Source organism: Bacillus sp. WC2503 (assembly GCF_052682895.1).
Window position 1 is genome coordinate 1,218,692 of sequence record NZ_JBQYMD010000001.1, and the last position, 17,384, is coordinate 1,236,075.

General features: G+C 34.0%; 18 protein-coding genes. 15 read left to right on the top strand and 3 right to left on the bottom strand.

Translation table 11 applies throughout. From position 1 onward, the window contains the following. Nucleotides 1-2: 2 nt before the first annotated feature. The 11 genes from ACUN26_RS06385 (at nucleotide 3) to ACUN26_RS06435 (ending at nucleotide 11,303) form a co-directional block, all read left to right on the top strand. Nucleotides 3-659 (top strand): YkyA family protein, encoded by a 657-nt coding sequence (locus ACUN26_RS06385; protein ID WP_033657376.1) that lies wholly within the window; start codon nucleotides 3-5, stop codon nucleotides 657-659. A 156-nt stretch (nucleotides 660-815) separates the two neighbouring features. Then, the gene (locus ACUN26_RS06390; protein ID WP_000119504.1) at nucleotides 816-1,496 is read left to right on the top strand and encodes an MgtC/SapB family protein; all 681 of its coding nucleotides are present in this window, start codon (nucleotides 816-818) and stop codon (nucleotides 1,494-1,496) included. A gap of 79 nt (nucleotides 1,497-1,575) precedes the next feature. Further along, nucleotides 1,576-2,100 (top strand): GNAT family N-acetyltransferase, encoded by a 525-nt coding sequence (locus tag ACUN26_RS06395; protein WP_000229281.1) that lies wholly within the window; start codon nucleotides 1,576-1,578, stop codon nucleotides 2,098-2,100. Between the two features lie 307 nt (nucleotides 2,101-2,407). Continuing rightward, complete coding sequence (locus ACUN26_RS06400; RefSeq protein ID WP_001163329.1) at nucleotides 2,408-4,216, top strand: IucA/IucC family protein; 1,809 nt, start codon at nucleotides 2,408-2,410, stop codon at nucleotides 4,214-4,216. A gap of 66 nt (nucleotides 4,217-4,282) precedes the next feature. Beyond that, nucleotides 4,283-6,121, top strand: a complete 1,839-nt coding sequence (locus ACUN26_RS06405; protein WP_000861775.1) for an IucA/IucC family protein — start codon at nucleotides 4,283-4,285, stop codon at nucleotides 6,119-6,121. Then, the gene (locus ACUN26_RS06410; protein WP_000909555.1) at nucleotides 6,108-7,346 is read left to right on the top strand and encodes an AMP-binding protein; all 1,239 of its coding nucleotides are present in this window, start codon (nucleotides 6,108-6,110) and stop codon (nucleotides 7,344-7,346) included. Before ACUN26_RS06405 ends, ACUN26_RS06410 begins: the two co-directional genes overlap by 14 nt. Next, nucleotides 7,343-7,618 carry a petrobactin biosynthesis protein AsbD gene (gene asbD, locus ACUN26_RS06415; protein ID WP_001250763.1) on the top strand — a complete coding sequence of 92 codons (276 nt, stop codon included), beginning with the start codon at nucleotides 7,343-7,345 and terminating at the stop codon, nucleotides 7,616-7,618. Before ACUN26_RS06410 ends, asbD begins: the two co-directional genes overlap by 4 nt. Before the next feature lie 23 nt (nucleotides 7,619-7,641). After that, entirely contained in the window at nucleotides 7,642-8,625 is a 984-nt protein-coding gene (locus tag ACUN26_RS06420; protein WP_000200694.1) for a DUF6005 family protein, read from the top strand. Between the two features lie 37 nt (nucleotides 8,626-8,662). Continuing rightward, nucleotides 8,663-9,505, top strand: coding sequence for a sugar phosphate isomerase/epimerase family protein (locus ACUN26_RS06425; protein ID WP_000877704.1), 843 nt, complete (start codon nucleotides 8,663-8,665; stop codon nucleotides 9,503-9,505). A gap of 125 nt (nucleotides 9,506-9,630) precedes the next feature. Continuing rightward, entirely contained in the window at nucleotides 9,631-9,837 is a 207-nt protein-coding gene (locus ACUN26_RS06430; protein WP_000113546.1) for an alpha/beta-type small acid-soluble spore protein, read from the top strand. 236 nt (nucleotides 9,838-10,073) lie between these two features. Further along, on the top strand, nucleotides 10,074-11,303 hold the full coding sequence (locus ACUN26_RS06435) for an MFS transporter (RefSeq protein WP_033657374.1): 1,230 nt from the start codon (nucleotides 10,074-10,076) through the stop codon (nucleotides 11,301-11,303). A 48-nt stretch (nucleotides 11,304-11,351) separates the two neighbouring features. Here the strand turns inward: ACUN26_RS06435 and ACUN26_RS06440 are convergent, their stop codons facing one another. Further along, complete coding sequence (locus tag ACUN26_RS06440) at nucleotides 11,352-11,969, bottom strand: LysE/ArgO family amino acid transporter (RefSeq protein WP_001287313.1); 618 nt, start codon at nucleotides 11,967-11,969, stop codon at nucleotides 11,352-11,354. A 119-nt stretch (nucleotides 11,970-12,088) separates the two neighbouring features. Between ACUN26_RS06440 and ACUN26_RS06445 the strand changes: the two genes are divergently transcribed. Both ACUN26_RS06445 and ACUN26_RS06450 read left to right on the top strand, forming a co-directional pair. Continuing rightward, nucleotides 12,089-13,534 (top strand): aminotransferase-like domain-containing protein, encoded by a 1,446-nt coding sequence (locus ACUN26_RS06445; RefSeq protein ID WP_002038489.1) that lies wholly within the window; start codon nucleotides 12,089-12,091, stop codon nucleotides 13,532-13,534. Between the two features lie 12 nt (nucleotides 13,535-13,546). Beyond that, entirely contained in the window at nucleotides 13,547-13,714 is a 168-nt protein-coding gene (locus ACUN26_RS06450; protein WP_000816372.1) for a DUF3933 family protein, read from the top strand. Nucleotides 13,715-13,819: 105 nt separating this feature from the next. Here ACUN26_RS06450 and ACUN26_RS06455 read toward each other — a convergent pair whose 3' ends face one another. Both ACUN26_RS06455 and ACUN26_RS06460 read right to left on the bottom strand, forming a co-directional pair. Continuing rightward, on the bottom strand, nucleotides 13,820-14,785 hold the full coding sequence (locus tag ACUN26_RS06455; RefSeq protein ID WP_000686787.1) for a patatin-like phospholipase family protein: 966 nt from the start codon (nucleotides 14,783-14,785) through the stop codon (nucleotides 13,820-13,822). Nucleotides 14,786-14,866: 81 nt separating this feature from the next. Continuing rightward, complete coding sequence (locus ACUN26_RS06460; RefSeq protein ID WP_000540425.1) at nucleotides 14,867-15,013, bottom strand: YjcZ family sporulation protein; 147 nt, start codon at nucleotides 15,011-15,013, stop codon at nucleotides 14,867-14,869. A 224-nt stretch (nucleotides 15,014-15,237) separates the two neighbouring features. On the opposite strand from ACUN26_RS06460, the gene ACUN26_RS06465 reads away from it, so the two are divergent. After that, a complete protein-coding gene (locus ACUN26_RS06465; RefSeq protein ID WP_000368922.1) occupies nucleotides 15,238-15,990 on the top strand; it encodes a YwqG family protein in 753 nt (250 codons plus the stop codon). 150 nt (nucleotides 15,991-16,140) lie between these two features. Further along, complete coding sequence (locus ACUN26_RS06470; RefSeq protein ID WP_000520819.1) at nucleotides 16,141-17,301, top strand: transglutaminase domain-containing protein; 1,161 nt, start codon at nucleotides 16,141-16,143, stop codon at nucleotides 17,299-17,301. The last annotated feature ends 83 nt before the right edge of the window (nucleotides 17,302-17,384 follow it).

Consider the following 17,384-nt stretch of genomic DNA (forward strand, 5'->3'; position numbering starts at 1 on the left):
TGTTGAAGTATGGAAAAGTAGCATTAGTTGGAGCGTTATCAGTAGGGGTATTAACAGGTTGTTTCGGTGAAAAGCCAGAAGAAAATTTATATACAGCTTTTGAAACAGCAGCGACACAAGAAAAGTCTTTAGTTGATGAAGCGAAAAAATTAGAGGATTTAGAGAAGCAAGGTCAAGAACTATATTCTCAAATTTTACAAGAAGGTAAAGATCATAATGACGCAGTTATGAAAAAGATAGAACAAGCGACTGCAAATGTAGCTGACCGTGAAAAAGTATTGAAAAATGAAAAAGAAATGCTAGAAAAAGCGCAGAAGGAAACGAAATCCGTTCAAAGTAATATAGAAAAACTTGAAGATAAGAAAGTGCAAAAGCAAGCAAAGGCAGTTGAAGAGTCGTATAAAAAACGTTACGATGCATTCCAAAAGATGAATGAAAACTACACGAAGGCGTTAGCGACTGAAAAAGAACTGTACGAACAATTAAAGGTAAAAGAAACGAAATTAAAAGAGATTGGTGAGAAAGTTAAAACTTTTAATGAGTTAAATGGAGATGCACAAAAGTCGAAAGAGCAGTTTAACAATTATACAAAAGAGTATAATGACAGTAAATTAGCATTTTATAAAGATGCGCAGATTAAGATTAAAGAACAGAAATAAAGAAAGTTCTTAATCGGAATATAAAGCCGAAAAAACATGTAAAAATGTTTTTTCGGCTTTTATCGTTAAATGAATAGAAAAGACTGGAATAGATATCATAAAAGAGTTATAGTGAATTATTCGAAGGGAAACATTGTAAAGTAAGGAGAATGAAACATGTCATATGAATTTTTACTCAAATTAGGTTTAGCGCTCTTTTTAGGATTATTCATCGGGATAGATAGGCAGCTAAAGAATAAACCGCTTGGTGTGAAAACAAGTATGGTTATTTCTGTAGCAAGTTGTTTAATTACGATGGTTTCAATTGAATCAGTTCATGTATATTCTGTTCCAGGTCATACAAATATGGATCCAATGCGTCTTGCTGCTCAAATTGTGAGCGGAATCGGTTTCCTTGGGGCAGGTGTCATTTTACGAAGAAGTAATGACGTTATTTCTGGATTAACGACAGCTTCTATGGTGTGGGCTGCTTCAGCTTTAGGTATAGCAATTGGAGCAGGGTTTTATTTACAAGCGACCGTTGCCATGATTTTAATTATTTTAGCGATTAACGTACTGCCTCACCTTGTGAAAATTGCAGGCCCGTATTCATTAAGACAAAAGGACTTATCTATAAAAATTACTGTAAAAGAGCACCAAGAATTAGATGGTATATTTAAGCAAATTAAAAAATTAGGCATGCATGTAAAACGAGTGAAAATTAAAGATATTGATAGTGGTGCATTTCAGCAATTGGAGATGGTTATTTTAGCTCCAGAAGATTTATATACAACTGAGTTATATAGTTCACTAAAAGAGATTGATCGAGTTGTTTCAGTTGAAGTTGAAAGTAGATAAAAAAGGGTGATGAAAATTCACTCTTTTTTTACGCGTAAAAAAAACAGTTTGCTATAATTATTCTCTAAAGGGGATGAGAATGGTGGAGATACACATTAGAAGGGCGACAAAATCGGATATTGCAGCAATAGCAAAAATACATGTGGAAAGCTGGAAAACAACGTATACCGGGATATTCGAAAACGAAATTTTAGAAAATGTAACATTTGAACAAAGAAAAAAGCAGTGGGAGAATATTTTTCAAAAAGAAGATAATTACCAATTCAGATTTGTAGCAGAAACGTTAAATGGAAAAATAATCGGATTCATTGATGGGGGAGTTGAAAGAAGCGGTACATATAATTGTGATGGGGAATTATATGCGATTTATCTGTTACAACAGTATCAAGGAATGAAAATAGGACAAAAATTATTTCAAGTGTTACTGTCGGAATGTATAAAAAATGGTATGCAATCTCTTTTAGTTTGGGTCGTTACTAATAATCCCGCTAAAAAGTTTTATGAAAAATATAATCCTGAAAAAATTGATACGAAATTTTTAGAGAGAGTACAGGTAGAAGAAACAGCGTATTGCTGGAGGAATATAAATAATATTATTATGTAAACTTTATGTTTTTAAAAGGTATACCTTTAATTGGTATACCTTTTTGTTTAACTCTGTTCAATCGATTAATAACGAGTAATGTGAAAAATAATGAATAGTTAACTTGAGAGTAAAAATTTTTCTATTGTATCTTTAATTAGATGAAATAAATGATAGAAAAGGAAAAAAATTTTGTCAGATAAAAAAATTCTGAAATATACTCTTGAATTGATAATAACAATCAATTAGAATCATAATTGATAATGATATTCAATCATTGGTTGTTTTATAAAATTTCGATAGCGTTAATATAAAGAGGAGGACCAGTATGCAGCATGCGAAACAAATCGCAGAACATGCAACAATACAAAGTTTTTTAAACTGTTATTTAAGAGAAACAGGGAGTGGGGAATGGATTACAGAGGATGAAAGAATGGAAAGTATCTTCAGTAATACGTTAAATAGAAATGTAGTCCCCACATATTTATGTTGTCGGCTATCGGCACAGAATGTTACTTTGTATGGAGAAGTTATATATAAATCAGCAACAGATCGCCATTTGTTTGGAGAACAGTTTTATTATCAAATTGGAGAAACTAAAACTGTTATAAAAGCAGATTATGTTACAGTTATTACATTTTTAATAAAAGAGATGTCTATCAACTATGGAGAAGGAACTAATCCTGCTGAGCTTATGCTTCGAGTTATTTGTAGTTGTCAAAATATTGAAGAATTTACAAAAGAGAGAGCAGAAGATACATCTGCATTATATGGTTTCCATACAACTTTTATAGAGGCGGAGCAATCTTTATTATTTGGGCATTTAACTCATCCTACCCCAAAGAGTAGACAAGGTATATTGGATTGGAAAAGTGCAATGTATTCTCCAGAATTAAAAGGAGAATGCCAGCTTCATTATTTTCGCGCACATAAAAGTATAGTAAATGAAAAATCATTATTATTAGATTCTACAACAACGATTATAAAAGAAGAATTAAGTAAAGATGAGATGGTAAATGAGGAATTTATAGAGAAGTACTGTAAGGAAGATGAATATTCATTAATTCCAATTCATCCGCTTCAGGCTGAATGGTTATTACATCAACCTTATGTACAAGAGTGGATAAATCAAGGAGTGCTTGAATATATTGGTCCAGTAGGTAAGTGTTATATGGCAACATCATCACTTAGGACGCTATATCATCCTCATTCGAAATATATGCTTAAGTTTTCCTTTCCAGTGAAAGTAACAAATTCAATGCGCATTAATAAGTTGAAAGAACTTGAGAGTGGCCTTGAAGGGAAGGAAATGTTAAATACGGCTATTGGTGAAGTACGAGAAAGATTTCCAGGCTTTGATTTTATTTGTGATCCAGCCTTTATTACATTAAATTATGGAACACAAGAATCTGGATTTGAAGTAATTATTCGCGAGAACCCTTTCTATAGTGAACATGCAAATGATGCTACATTAATTGCTGGACTAGTTCAAGATGCTATTCCTGGAGAGCGCACTCGTTTATCGAATATAATTCATCATATAGCAGAGTTAGAAAATAGAAGCTGTGAAGAAGTAAGTTTAGAGTGGTTTAGACGGTATGTAAATATTTCTTTAAAGCCGATGGTATGGATGTATTTACAGTATGGAGTTGCATTAGAAGCTCATCAACAAAATAGTGTTGTACAGTTGAAGGATGGTTATCCAGTAAAATATTATTTCCGTGATAATCAAGGATTTTATTTCTGTAATTCAATGAAAGAGATGCTTAATAATGAGTTATCTGGTATTGGAGAACGTACTGGGAATTTATATGACGATTATATTGTAGATGAAAGGTTTCGTTACTATTTAATTTTTAATCATATGTTTGGACTTATTAACGGTTTTGGTACGGCAGGATTAATTAAGGAGGAAATTCTACTTTCTGAATTAAGGTCTGTATTGGAATCATTCCTTCCATATAACCGTGAACCTTCTACATTTTTAAGAGAATTGTTGGAAGAGGATAAGTTGGCATGTAAAGCAAATTTATTAACGAGATTTTTCGATGTCGATGAATTAACAAATCCATTAGAGCAAGCAATTTATGTGCAAGTGCATAATCCACTCGTTAGAGAAGTGGCTGTTCGTTCATAAATAGCGTTAAAATTTCACGTAATACAAATAATGGAATTTGGTATTTCGTCATAAGTGGAGGAGTTTATGAAAGTGGATATGTATCACACGAAAATATTGAAGGCACTTGAATCAGAAGAATACATTTCAGTGCGAAGAAGGGTGTTACGTCAGTTAGTAGAATCGTTAATTTATGAGGGGATTATAACGCCAGTTCGTGTAGAGAAGGAAGAACAAATTCTTTTTATTATACAAGGACTTGATGAAGAAAATAAAAATGTTTCGTACCAATGCCACGGAAGAGAAAGGATGACATTTGGACGTATTGCTGTAGACTCGTTACTAATACGAGTGCAAGATGAACAACAAGAAATACAATCTGTGTCGCAATTTTTAGAAGAAGTTTTTCGGGTTGTTAACGTAGAACGAACTAGATTAGATTCTTTTATTCACGAATTAGAACAAACAATATTTAAAGACACGATTGCACAATATGAAAGAAATAAAAGGGAGGAATATACTCGAAAATCTTACGATGAGTTTGAAAGCCATTTAATAGACGGTCACCCGTATCATCCTAGCTATAAAGCGCGCATTGGATTTCAATATCGTGACAATTTTCAATATGGATATGAATTCATGAAGCCAATAAAACTCATCTGGATTGCAGCACATAAGAAATATGCGACTGTAGGTTATGAAAATGAAATGATTTATAGCAATACTTTAACAGAAGAAATTGGTGTGCAGAGAATAGAAGAATATATAAATCGTATTCAAAATATGGGATGTAATCCAAAACAGTATTTGTTTATCCCAGTCCACCCTTGGCAGTGGGAGAACTTTATTATTCCTAATTATGCTGATCATATACAGGGGAAATATGTGATTTATTTAGGGGAATCATCGGATGATTACTGCGCCCAACAGTCAATGAGAACATTAAGAAATATGACGAATCCAAAGAAGCCGTATGTTAAGTTATCGATGAATTTACTTAATACTTCAACTATCCGTACGTTGAAACCACATTCGGTTGTGAGTGCACCAGCTATATCAAATTGGTTAAGTGATGTCGTAAGTCAGGATCCTTATTTAAGGGATGAATCGCGCTTGATTTTATTAAAGGAATTCTCGAGCGTAACGTATGATACGAATAAGAAAGCTACATATGGTTCATTAGGATGTATTTGGCGTGAAAGCGTTCACAAATATGTAGATAAACAAGAGGATGCAGTTCCCTTTAATGGCTTATATGCAAAAAAGAAAGATAGTACACCAATTATTGACGCATGGTTAAACAAATATGGAATAGAAAATTGGCTGCAAGTACTTATTCAAAAAGCGATAATACCGGTTTTACATCTTGTTGTAGAGCACGGGATCGCATTAGAATCACACGGTCAAAATATGATTTTAGTCCATAAAGAAGGGCTACCTGTCCGGGTTGCATTAAAGGACTTTCATGAAGGACTTGAGTTTTATCGTCCATACTTGAAAGAAATTGACAAATGCCCTGAGTTTACAAAAATGCATAAAACGTATGTGAACGGAAAAATGAATGATTTCTTTGAAATGGATCGCATCGAATGTTTGCAAGAGATGGTTTTAGATGCACTTTTCTTATTTAATCTAGGAGAGTTAGCTTTCATACTTGCGGATGAATATGAATGGAAAGAAGAACGTTTTTGGATGCTGATTGTCGAAGAAATTGAAAATCATTTTAGAAAATATCCACATTTGAAAGAGAGATTTGAATCCATTCAATTATACACAGCTACTTTCTATGCGGAGCAATTAACGAAGCGTCGTTTATATTTGGATGTAGAATCGCTTGTTCATGAAGTTCCAAATCCATTGTATAGTGCAAAGCAACTTAACATACAAAAATCATTTGTTACAGGGGGAAATTATGCTAATCGTTAATAAACAAGAGTATAGTAAAAATGATTTTGAATCGAGATTACAAGTTTACGAGGAAATGGAACAATTTCAAGCAGCAAAAGGAAATAGATTTGCACTTTGTCTGAAAGATCCATTTGATATTATTACACTTGTGTTTTTCTTAAAAGAAAAGAAATCATCTGTACTTCTTATACATGAAGATACACCAAAAGATACGGCTATTAAAATGGCAAGGCGTGCAAATTGTACGGGACTTTTATATGGAGAATGTAGCGAATTTACAAAATTAGAAGTAGTGAATTCATTACTACAAGAGCCTTCTTTATTGCAATATAGCTCAGGAACCACGGGAGAACCGAAATTGATTTGCAGATCATGGACGGAAGTTGATACTGAAATCGTTGCTTATAATGAAGCTTTAAATTGTGAAGAAGATGAAGTACCGATTGTTATGGCTCCTGTTTCACATTCGTACGGATTAATATGTGGTACGTTATCTTCTATTACAAGAGGAAGTAAGCCTATAATTATTACGAATAAAAACCCTAAATTCGCATTAAATATTATTCGCAATACAGAAAAACATATCATATATGCAGTACCATTGATGCTACATATTATGGGGAGTTTTCCACTAGGAACGTTCCAGTTTCATAAAATTATGACATCCGGATCACCTTTGCCCGAAACATTATTTTATAAACTAAATGAAATGACAACGTACATGATGCAGCAATATGGATGTTCTGAAGCTGGTTGTATTAGTATATGTCATGATATGGAGAGTCATTTAGATTTAGGAAAACCACTTCCACATGTAAGTATAAACATAGGATCAGATGAAAATGAGCCTGAAGAAATCGTAGTGAAAATTGCTGGAAAGGAAATTTATACGAAAGATTTAGGGTATGAATCTGAGCGTGGCCTTCACTTTATGGGGCGTATGGATGATGTAATCAATGTTTCAGGGTTAAAAGTGTTTCCTATAGAGGTGGAAGAAACGATGCTTCGATTAGAAGGTATTCAAGAAGCCATTGTATACCGAGGGAAACATCCAGTGATGGGAGAAATCGTAAAAGCGAAAGTAATCTCTCATATTGACCCAGTACAAATAAGAGAATGGTGTATTCAGCACTTACCGTCTTATAAAGTTCCGTATGAAATTGAAAGTGTAACTGAAATTCCGAAAAATAAAACTGGAAAAGTAAGTAGAAAGTTACTAGAGATGGGAGAGGTTACAACATGAGACGTGAAACGTTAAAGAGTGCAGTGCTGAAAATTATGACAGAAAAAATGGAACTGAGAAATGTAACGCATTTAGAAGAAACAATGCGTTTAAATCAAGATTTATATATAGATTCGGTAATGATGTTGCAGCTTATCGTATACATAGAAATGGATTTGAAGTTATGTGTCCCAGAGGATGAGGTAGATCCAAAGGCGTTTCTTACTGTAGGATCTTTACTTGATTTTATGGAAGAGTTACAGCCGTTACAAGAATCAAATGTGAATAACTAACCTTGGAGAAAGTGGATGAGAGTATGACTTCAATTAAAGTGCACTGTTTAGTGAGCTGTTTTTGTGAAATTATAAAAAGACGTGGTGATATAGATTTTCGTCCATTTTATTTTGGACTATGGGATGGAGACTTTGATATAACAGAAGGCGGAATTATTTCGTATCACTCCGAAAACATTAACCATGATAATTATTTACTTTGGTATGAAAAACTGTATGGTATTAAAGTGAACGAATGGTATGATCATGCAAAAGATAAAGATAGAAATGTAGAAACATTTTTAGAATTAGTAGAAAATAAGCCGGAAAATCGTTATGTAATTGTAATGGTGGATATGTCTTTATTACCAGAGAGGGAAAATAAGTTTCACCAAAAACCATTTCCGCATTATTTAATGATATCGAAGACAGAGAAAGAAGAAGAATGGTTCATGTTAGATCCTGATTTTCGTTGGGAAGGGAATATGGAAAGAGAAAAAGTGATTCACTCTGTTCAAGATAATCCATTCGGTGGTGGTTATTTCATTGATGTAGAGGCGATTCAGGAGCCGACGCAAGAAATGGTAGCTAATTATTTCACTGAGACATTCAAAAAGTATGATAATGAACTGACTATGGAATTAAAAAATTTAATTATAAAAATGGCAAATGAGGAAGAGGGGTATTCGCTCTCTAAGCTTGTAGTAGCAGTAAAACAAATACCAGTACTTGCAATTCGTAAATATAGTTATGAACATGCCTTTGCATACTTCCGTGAAACGTTACAATACTCGGAAGAGGAGTTTGATTATTGGTGTGATCGGGTAGAGGATATTGTACAAGGATTTACAAATGTACAGTATCGTGCAATTAAAATGGCAATGACGAATAATAAGGGTATGCTCGTATCGATTATTGAAAAACTGGATGAAATGAATGCAATTGAACTGCAAATTAAGAAGGAATTAGAGAGACAGTTTCTATCATGGAAAGGTATGAAAACAAATCAGTCTGTCGTAACTCTTTAAAAAGCTAACTGAATTTAAGATAGGGGAGTTTAAAGTTATGAAATATTCGCTATGTACCATTTCATTTCGTCATCAATTAATTTCATTTACTGATATTGTTCAATTTGCATATGAAAACGGTTTTGAAGGAATTGAATTGTGGGGAACTCATGCACAAAATTTGTATGTGCAAGAGCGTGAAACGACAGAACGAGAGTTGAATTTTTTAAAGGATAAAAACTTAGAAATTACGATGATAAGTGATTATTTAGACATATCATTATCAGCAGATTTTGAAAAAACGATGGGGAAATGTGAACAACTCGTAATGTTAGCAAATTGGTTTAATACGAATAAAATTCGTACGTTTGCCGGACAAAAAGGGAGTGTAGACTTCTCGAAACAAGAGAGACAAGAGTATGTAAAGAGAATTCACAAGATTTGTGATTTATTTGCTCAGCATGATATGTATGTACTTTTAGAAACACATCCAAATACGTTAACGGACACGTTGCCGTCTACTTTGGAATTATTAGAAGAAGTAGACCATCCGAATTTGAAAATAAACCTTGATTTTCTTCATATATGGGAGTCTGGTGCAGATCCAATAGACAGTTTTCATCGACTAAGACCGTGGATACAACATTACCATTTTAAGAATATATCGTCAGCGGATTATTTACATGTATTTGAACCTAATAATGTATATGCCGCAGCGGGAAGTCGTATTGGTATGGTTCCATTATTTGAAGGTATTGTAAATTATGATGATATCATTCGGGAAGTGCGAGATACGGACTATTTTGCTTCGCTAGAATGGTTTGGACACAACGCGAAAGATATATTAAAAGAAGAAATGAAAGTATTAACAGATAGAAGATTAGAGGTAGTAACTTCGTAATATAAAATGATAAAAGAGTCTCTATTTAGAGTCTCTTTTTTTATAGTTAAAAATAACCAAAAATTACCATGTATTTAAATTCGAATTTGGCACAATTTATATATATATCAAGGAGGTGATTGGTAATGGCTAGAAATCGTAATTCTAATCAATTAGCATCACATGGAGCACAAGCGGCTCTAGATCAAATGAAATATGAAATTGCACAAGAGTTTGGTGTACAACTTGGAGCTGAAACTTCTTCACGTGCAAACGGTTCTGTAGGTGGTGAAATCACGAAACGCCTTGTAGCGATGGCAGAACAACAACTTGGTGGCGGATATACTCGCTAAATGTAGAAGGTTATAGGAGAAAGGAAGGATTCTTCCTTTCTTTTTTTTTCAATTAATTGGTATGGATATATAGCGAACTGGATTCAAACAATAGGAATAATACTATATTTTACCCAATTTCTTTCGTTATGAATGGGAAGTAGTAAAGATGTAATAGCCCTGGTGGAATGAAAAATTACGTTCCACCAGGGCTATTATATGGTAAGAAATATATGATGAAAGGTTCCGAAGTCAACATGTTAAAAAAAGAAAACTGTTGTTTAATTGCGCTTGCATCAGTTCCACTTGTTATGACATTAGGGAATTCAATGCTCATTCCAATACTGCCGACTATCGAAAAGAAATTACATATTTCATCGTTTCAAGTATCCATGATTATTACAATTTACTCCATAGTTGCAATTTTACTTATACCGATTGCTGGTTATTTATCAGATAGATGGGGACGGAAGATGGTAATGGTTCCGAGTTTACTGATTGCGGCTATCGGAGGAGCGGTAACTGGTTGGGTATCATGGAAAGTTGATAATCCCTACGTTTGGATACTTATCGGTAGAGCGATTCAAGGTATTGGTGCTGCTGGTGCAATGCCAGTTGTTATACCGTGTGTTGGTGATTTATACAAAGATGAAAAACAGGTTAGCGCAGGTTTAGGAATCATTGAGACATCAAATACATTTGGAAAAGTACTCAGCCCTATTTTAGGATCTGCTCTAGCTGCCATTGTATGGTTCTTACCATTTTGGGCGATTCCAGTTTTATGTGTAGTATCGATTGTTTTATTACTGGTACTAGTAAAAGCAAAAAAACAAGAAGGAGAAGTACCACCACTAAGAGAGTTTATTCAAGCTATTATCTCTACGTTTCGAGAAAAGGGAAGATGGTTAATTGCCATTTTTGCACTAGGTGCAATTATAATGCTTATTTTATTCGGAATTCTCTTTTATTTGTCTACTATACTGGAGTCAAAGTATGACATTCATGGTATATGGAAAGGGTGTGTACTTGCTATTCCTTTGCTTGTATTATCGATTAGTTCATATATGGCTGGTAAAAAAATTGGAGATAATCAAAATGTTATGAAGAAGTGTATTTATATTGGCTTTTTACTGGCTGCGACATCAGTTATAATCCCTTTATTTATAAAAGGGATCTATTTACTACTTCTATGTCTCGTTATTATGGGAGTAGGAATTGGTATGGCACTCCCATGTTTAGATGCCCTAATTACACAAGGGATTGAAAAGGAGCAGAGAGGCACGGTTACGTCATTTTATAGTTCGATGCGATTTATCGGTGTAGCAGCTGGACCACCCCTATATTCATTTTTTATGAAAGGGTCGGACCATGAAGTGTTTTATTTGACAAGTATTTTCGCTGTTATTGGTGCCGTTATAGCAATGATTTGGATTAAACCAGCAAAAGATGAAAAGGCAATAAAACAGAATCCAGAACCGACTGCATAATTTGAAATAGGATTGCATGGCCTATAATTAGCGTGCAATCCTATTAATTTAGTTAGGGAAAATAACTTGTTTTAACATATAAAGTGCGACTCCCCATATGACGAGTCCTGAAATTTTGTTTAATAATACGATTGCCTTTCCAGTTGAGTCTAGCCTCTTTAAAAACTTTCCAGCTAAAGCTAAGCTAATAAACCAAATCCAAGAAATGATAATCGTTGCAGATGTAAAAGCCCATTTTTCCCTTCCTATATATTGAATAGAATTTGTCCCAATTACACCGATCGTATCTAAAATCGCATGTGGATTTAATAACGAAACCGATACAGCGAAAATAATTTGTTTTTTTAAAGGCATGCTTTTTTCTTGTTTTACATCTTTGGAAGGCTTACTTCTCCAAATAACGAAGCCCATATATATGAGAAAGATAAATCCAATCGTATATAATGTCGTCGTTAGCCAAGAAAAAGTAAGGAGTACAAGGGATACACCCTGTACTGCAATTAATATTAGTAACGTATCACATAGAGAAGCAGTTAATACTACAGGGGCTGCCCTCCAAATATTAGGTTGGCTCGCACCTTGGTTAAATACGAAAACATTTTGGACACCTAATGGAATGATAAGGCCAAATGCAAGGATGATACCGTGAATAATCGCTTCACTCATTATATTACCTCCTACTTTAATTCATTATGATAGTGTATATTGTATAGAAGAAATGAAAATTTGTATCCATCCATATGGTTGGGGAGGTCACCAACCAAAAAGAATGTAAGGTGATATGTATGATGGAAAGGTTAGTTTGGAAGCCTGATATGTCTTTAGCGTCTCCTTTGTATAAACAAATAGAAACGTATATAAAAGAAAGAATCGTTAATGGAGAATGGACTGTTGGAACAAAGTTACCTTCACAAAGAGATTTGGCACATACATTTGGTGTGAATCGAAGTACAATTGTAATGGCTTTCGATGAACTAGCAGTAAAAGGGTACATTGAGGGAAATGGCCGAAAGGGAACGATTGTTGTAAATAATAATGAGAACACTTCAACATATGCTCCGCCTCCTAATTGGCAGTCTTATGTAGAAACAGGGCTTCATTATCCGAACCTTCCTGCTATTCAAGATATTAATCAAGCTGAATTTTATCCGCATGTAATTCGTTTAGGAACAGGTGAACTCGCGCCGAGTCTCTTACCTGAAAAAAAGATGAAACTAATAATGAATAAGCTGTTGCAATCAAACGTGCCACTTGGGTATGAAGAGCCGAAAGGAAATCTCTATTTAAGGGAGAAAATTGCGGGCTACTTAAAAGGGCATGGTGTATATGTATCTCCTAATTCTATTTTAATTGTTTCAGGAGCAATTCAAGCGTTGCAACTTATTTCTATGGGGCTTCTTCCGAAAGGGGCATCGATTTTACTAGAAAAACCATCCTATTTATATTCGCTTAATGTTTTTCAATCAGCAGGAATGCGTTTAATTGGAATACCAATGGATGAGAATGGATTAAATGCATCATATATTGCGAAATATAAGAAGCAATTTAACGCATCTATTTTATATACAATTCCGTCTTTTCATAATCCGACGAACTTTAGTATGAATGCAGAGAAGCGGAAAGAAGTAATGGAGATATGTAATGAAATTGGATTGCCTATTATAGAGGACGCAGTGTATCAAGACTTATGGTTTGATGAGCCTGTTTCAAAGCCTTTAAAAGCATATGATAAAAACGGAATTGTACTATATATCGGGAGTATGTCTAAAGTGATTAGTCCAGGTTTAAGAATTGGATGGATTGTTGGACCTGAATCAGTAATTCAAAGGTTGGCAGATATAAAAATGCAAACAGATTATGGTTCGAGTTCTATATCCCAGCAAATTGCAGCAGAATGGTTTACAAATGGATTATATGATGAACATTTACAGTTTGTAAGAAATGAATTGAAGAAACGTAGAGATTTTATGTTACATATGTTAGAGAAATATTGTCGTGAAATAGCAACATGGTATGAACCGACAGGTGGTTTTTATATTTGGTTACATATGAATGTACCCGTTTCGAATCGTAGCTTATTTGACAAAGCTTTACAAGAAAAGATTATATTAAATCCAGGTACTTTGTATGATAGAAGTGCAAACCAATTTTTGCGACTATCGTATTCATATGCAACGTTAGAAGAAATTGAAATAGGTATAAAAAAACTTGCACAACTAATTAAAATGTAAAAGGAGAAAGTAATGAAACAATATGTAATTTGCCAAATTATCGATGGAGATAAATATTTAGCTGCTTATGCAGAGACGAAGCAGGACGCAGTCGAAAAAGCAGAACTGCTAGGATTAAGAACGGGAAATCGTTACATAGTAATTACCGCGGAAGAAGCGAAAGGGTTAACTTATCCGTAAGCAATGTGTGGGGTACGTAGTTGGTAAATAAGCCTAGTAATATATGAAATTACTAGGCTTATTTATTATTAAAGCGTCAAGAAATCTCGTATGAAAATAATAATATTATGAGTCAAGCTGACGGAAAAATCGATTGGTTTTGCGATGTTGATTTCCATTTCTATATTCATCAACATATTGTCTGAAGTTCCAAGATTGTAAAAACTTATTTGCGGAGTTATAACCAGAATTGTAAAGCCATTCTTTTTCCTCTTTCGTTAATTCAAAATTTGTACTTGTAATCGTCCCTGTAGGAATTGTAATTGTTCTTGCTTTTGATTCTTTATCTAAATGCCGTAAATCATGAGCTTGCATCATTGTTTTAAATAGTCCTTTGAACATGGAAATGGGCTCTTTATAATGGGCGGGATCAGCTTGAATTTCATTTTTTACAAAATGAAATCCAAAAGTTGGCCAGCGAGGTGAGGTAGGGGAGTCAAAAATCCAAATGGGATAATTGCTTAAAATCCCACCATCAACCATATAACAAGGTTGTTTCCATTTTGGTGTTCTCCATTTTACTGGTTCAAAGAAGAAAGGAATGGTACTACTCATTCTTACTGCCTTAGCAATCGAGAAGCGATAATTTAAAAATCCGTAGTTTGGCAAGTCATCGGGAAAGACAACCATTTTACCGTTGCTTATATCAGAAGCAATAATTTTAAGTTTGTTTAAATCAGGTAAATCTGTAAATAAGTGAATTCCTTTTTTTCGTAGTAATTCTTCAAGCCATTCTTCTATAAATACATTGGAATAAATACCTAGAGTAGACCATGCACTTATTCCTTTACCGATAAACGGGATTCTATCAAGGAAAGTTTTCTTCATAAATTTGTTATAATCAATATCAGTTATAATTGTTTTTAATTCTGAACAAGAATAGCCAGCAGCTAAAAGAGCTGCAATAATAGCACCAGCCGATGTTCCAGCTACACGCTCCCATTCATACCCTTTTTCAGCTAACGCGCAAATTGCCCCTACATGTGCAATTCCACGCACACCGCCTCCTTCAAAAACACCATCAATTTTCATTGCACATACTTCCTTTCTAAAAATGAAAATGTAAAAAAAGCACGTAATATACGTGCTTTTTTACAATAGTTTTTAAGTTTACTAGCAGCCTACAAAGCCGCCCCAACAGCTAGCTCCGATGATGATTAGAAGGATAAATAAAACGATTAATAAAGCGAAACCTCCATAACCACATCCACCACAACTACCGCCGTAACCGTAACCGCCGCAACTATATCCGTAACCCATGTGGAATTCCTCCTTAAATTAAAAATGAAAATGAACGAAGGGAAAATGTACTGGAAGGAATAAAGAACTATCGTGTTTGTAGGAACAATGTATACTATGCTTTTTTAAACTTGTTCGCGTATGAGGGATAAGCCCGTTTTTTGGAAGGCTTGTTGATTTTGTGATATATGGAGTATAATCTTTGTGCTATGATACAAATAAGTATAGAGATGTAAGGAGAATATATGGATAACAAAATTGAAGTGTTAATTGATAAATATGGACTGACACATTTAAAAGAGGAACTTATTAATACTGTATTTCCTTGTGTAAAAGTTGTGCCTGAGCAGCAAGAAACGGTTGCGATTGGTAGTTCAAAAATGGGGGGAGCTCCTGATTTACCGGATACATTTGAATATCCAATGTATAAAGGAAATCCGTTACATTTTATCGCGCAATTTAATCTAAATGATTTACAAAACGTTCGTATGAATCACAATCTACCTAAGGCAGGAATGTTATATTTCTTTAGCATTGAAAATTACTTTGAAGAAGATGTGAATCCAATGGAAGCTGGGCGCGTACTTTATTATGATGTTCCAGTAGAGCAATTACGAAGAGCGGATGAAACGCAAGCGAAATATAATCAATGCGCAATTACTTTTGAACTGACGTATAAATTACCAGAACTTTTCATTGAAGATGAGGCCGATTCAGATCGTTTCTTGCAATTACTTGAAGAACTAATCCCAGATAACTACGATAACCATCAAATGTTTGGTGAGCCATTCTCTGTACAAGAGGAAGTACTACATGAGACAGGAGAATATATGGGGATAGATCCACAGCAAATGACGCTTTTATTCCAAATCGATTCAGATCATAAAAATTGTAATATGGTTTGGGGAGAGTTAGGAATGCTATATTTCTGTATTGGTAATGAAGATTTGAAAAATCGACGTTTTGAAAATACATGCTGTGTGTTACAAACTTGTTAATAAAAAAGGTTGCTCTTTTTAAAAGAGTAACCTTTTTTATGTGAATTAATTAATATGCATAATCTCATATGACCTATTTTGAAAAGTATTGTATACTCTGAAACTATACGATACTTTTTCGTATAGTTATAGAATATAAGGAGTGACAAGATGGGAAAGACAAGTAAGTATATGACAGCTGCCGCACTTTGTTCAACGATTGTAATGGGAGGCTTACAATCGTCAACTGTATCTTATGCAGCTACGAATCCAACTGTAGTGACGACACAATCAGATGCAAAGTTATTAGATGATTTCAGAAAAGAACTAAAAAAACAGATTGATAATCGTGAAGAAAATATTACAATCACATATAAAACAAAAGATAGAGATGCTAGAAAGATTATGGACCAATTGTACGGCGAGTTTAATAAAATCGTAGATGCTGATGAGTATGTAAAATATAATGTAGCCTCTACTAGATATTCTATTAAAGGGATGCCAGGGAACTATTCGTTTACACTACAAGTGAAATACCGTGAATCAAAAGAGCAAACACAATATGTAAAATCTCAGGCGAAAGCAATTATAAGTTCAATTGTAAAGCCAGGAATGGATGCGCATGAAAAAGTAAAAGCTATTCATGATTATGTTGTGAAACATGTATCATACGACACTTCTTATCAAGCGTATACAGCATATGAAGCGTTAGCGAACCGTTCTGCTGTTTGCCAAGGGTATACATTATTAACATATGAATTACTAAAAGAAGCAGGTATTCAAAATCATATTGTAACTGGTACAGGAAATGGACAAGCTCATGCTTGGAATTTAGTGAACATTGAAAACAAATGGTACCACCTTGATACTACATTCGATGATCCAGTACCAGATAAAGCTGGACGTGTAACATATTCATATTTTAATATGTCTGACGAACAATTAAGTAAAGACCACGACTGGGATCGTAGTAAATATCCAGCGGCAACTACAAGTTACTTTGGTGAGTTAACAAACAAAATAAAAGCTGGTAGTTCAAAAACCGTCGTATATGAGCAAATGTTAAAAGAAACAAATTTACAATACTTATCTGCACAATATGGAGCGGAAAATTATAATGAATTTAAGCAAAAGTTGCAGCAACAATTTGCTAGTAAACCAGAGAAGGTAGAAGTACGATATAAGCAGTCCATGGATGGAACAATGCAAGATATAAAGAAAGTATTAAATGAAATAAATTGGCCAAAAGGTGCAAAGCGTGTATCTTATCAAGTAGCACCATATAGTGCAATGGCAGGTTATTCATTAGCGACAATTACATTTACGTATTAAGTAATGAAGAAGAGCATCTGTAAAAGGTGCTCTTTTTATTATGTATCGTTTTTAAAAACAGAATTGTGTGATAAAATAAAAAG

Bases quoted from the DNA above. Each gene is read 5' to 3' on its own strand.
- asbD (WP_001250763.1), top strand. From the start codon at position 7,343: ATGAGACGTGAAACGTTAAAGAGTGCAGTGCTGAAAATTATGACAGAA.
- ACUN26_RS06390 (WP_000119504.1), top strand. From the start codon at position 816: ATGTCATATGAATTTTTACTCAAATTAGGTTTAGCGCTCTTTTTAGGA.
- ACUN26_RS06460 (WP_000540425.1), bottom strand. From the start codon at position 15,013: ATGGGTTACGGATATAGTTGCGGCGGTTACGGTTACGGCGGTAGTTGT.
- ACUN26_RS06450 (WP_000816372.1), top strand. From the start codon at position 13,547: ATGAAACAATATGTAATTTGCCAAATTATCGATGGAGATAAATATTTA.
- ACUN26_RS06425 (WP_000877704.1), top strand. From the start codon at position 8,663: ATGAAATATTCGCTATGTACCATTTCATTTCGTCATCAATTAATTTCA.
- ACUN26_RS06395 (WP_000229281.1), top strand. From the start codon at position 1,576: ATGGTGGAGATACACATTAGAAGGGCGACAAAATCGGATATTGCAGCA.
- ACUN26_RS06420 (WP_000200694.1), top strand. From the start codon at position 7,642: ATGACTTCAATTAAAGTGCACTGTTTAGTGAGCTGTTTTTGTGAAATT.
- ACUN26_RS06430 (WP_000113546.1), top strand. From the start codon at position 9,631: ATGGCTAGAAATCGTAATTCTAATCAATTAGCATCACATGGAGCACAA.
- ACUN26_RS06470 (WP_000520819.1), top strand. From the start codon at position 16,141: ATGGGAAAGACAAGTAAGTATATGACAGCTGCCGCACTTTGTTCAACG.
- ACUN26_RS06445 (WP_002038489.1), top strand. From the start codon at position 12,089: ATGATGGAAAGGTTAGTTTGGAAGCCTGATATGTCTTTAGCGTCTCCT.
- ACUN26_RS06410 (WP_000909555.1), top strand. From the start codon at position 6,108: ATGCTAATCGTTAATAAACAAGAGTATAGTAAAAATGATTTTGAATCG.
- ACUN26_RS06465 (WP_000368922.1), top strand. From the start codon at position 15,238: ATGGATAACAAAATTGAAGTGTTAATTGATAAATATGGACTGACACAT.
- ACUN26_RS06435 (WP_033657374.1), top strand. From the start codon at position 10,074: ATGTTAAAAAAAGAAAACTGTTGTTTAATTGCGCTTGCATCAGTTCCA.
- ACUN26_RS06455 (WP_000686787.1), bottom strand. From the start codon at position 14,785: ATGAAAATTGATGGTGTTTTTGAAGGAGGCGGTGTGCGTGGAATTGCA.
- ACUN26_RS06440 (WP_001287313.1), bottom strand. From the start codon at position 11,969: ATGAGTGAAGCGATTATTCACGGTATCATCCTTGCATTTGGCCTTATC.
- ACUN26_RS06405 (WP_000861775.1), top strand. From the start codon at position 4,283: ATGAAAGTGGATATGTATCACACGAAAATATTGAAGGCACTTGAATCA.
- ACUN26_RS06400 (WP_001163329.1), top strand. From the start codon at position 2,408: ATGCAGCATGCGAAACAAATCGCAGAACATGCAACAATACAAAGTTTT.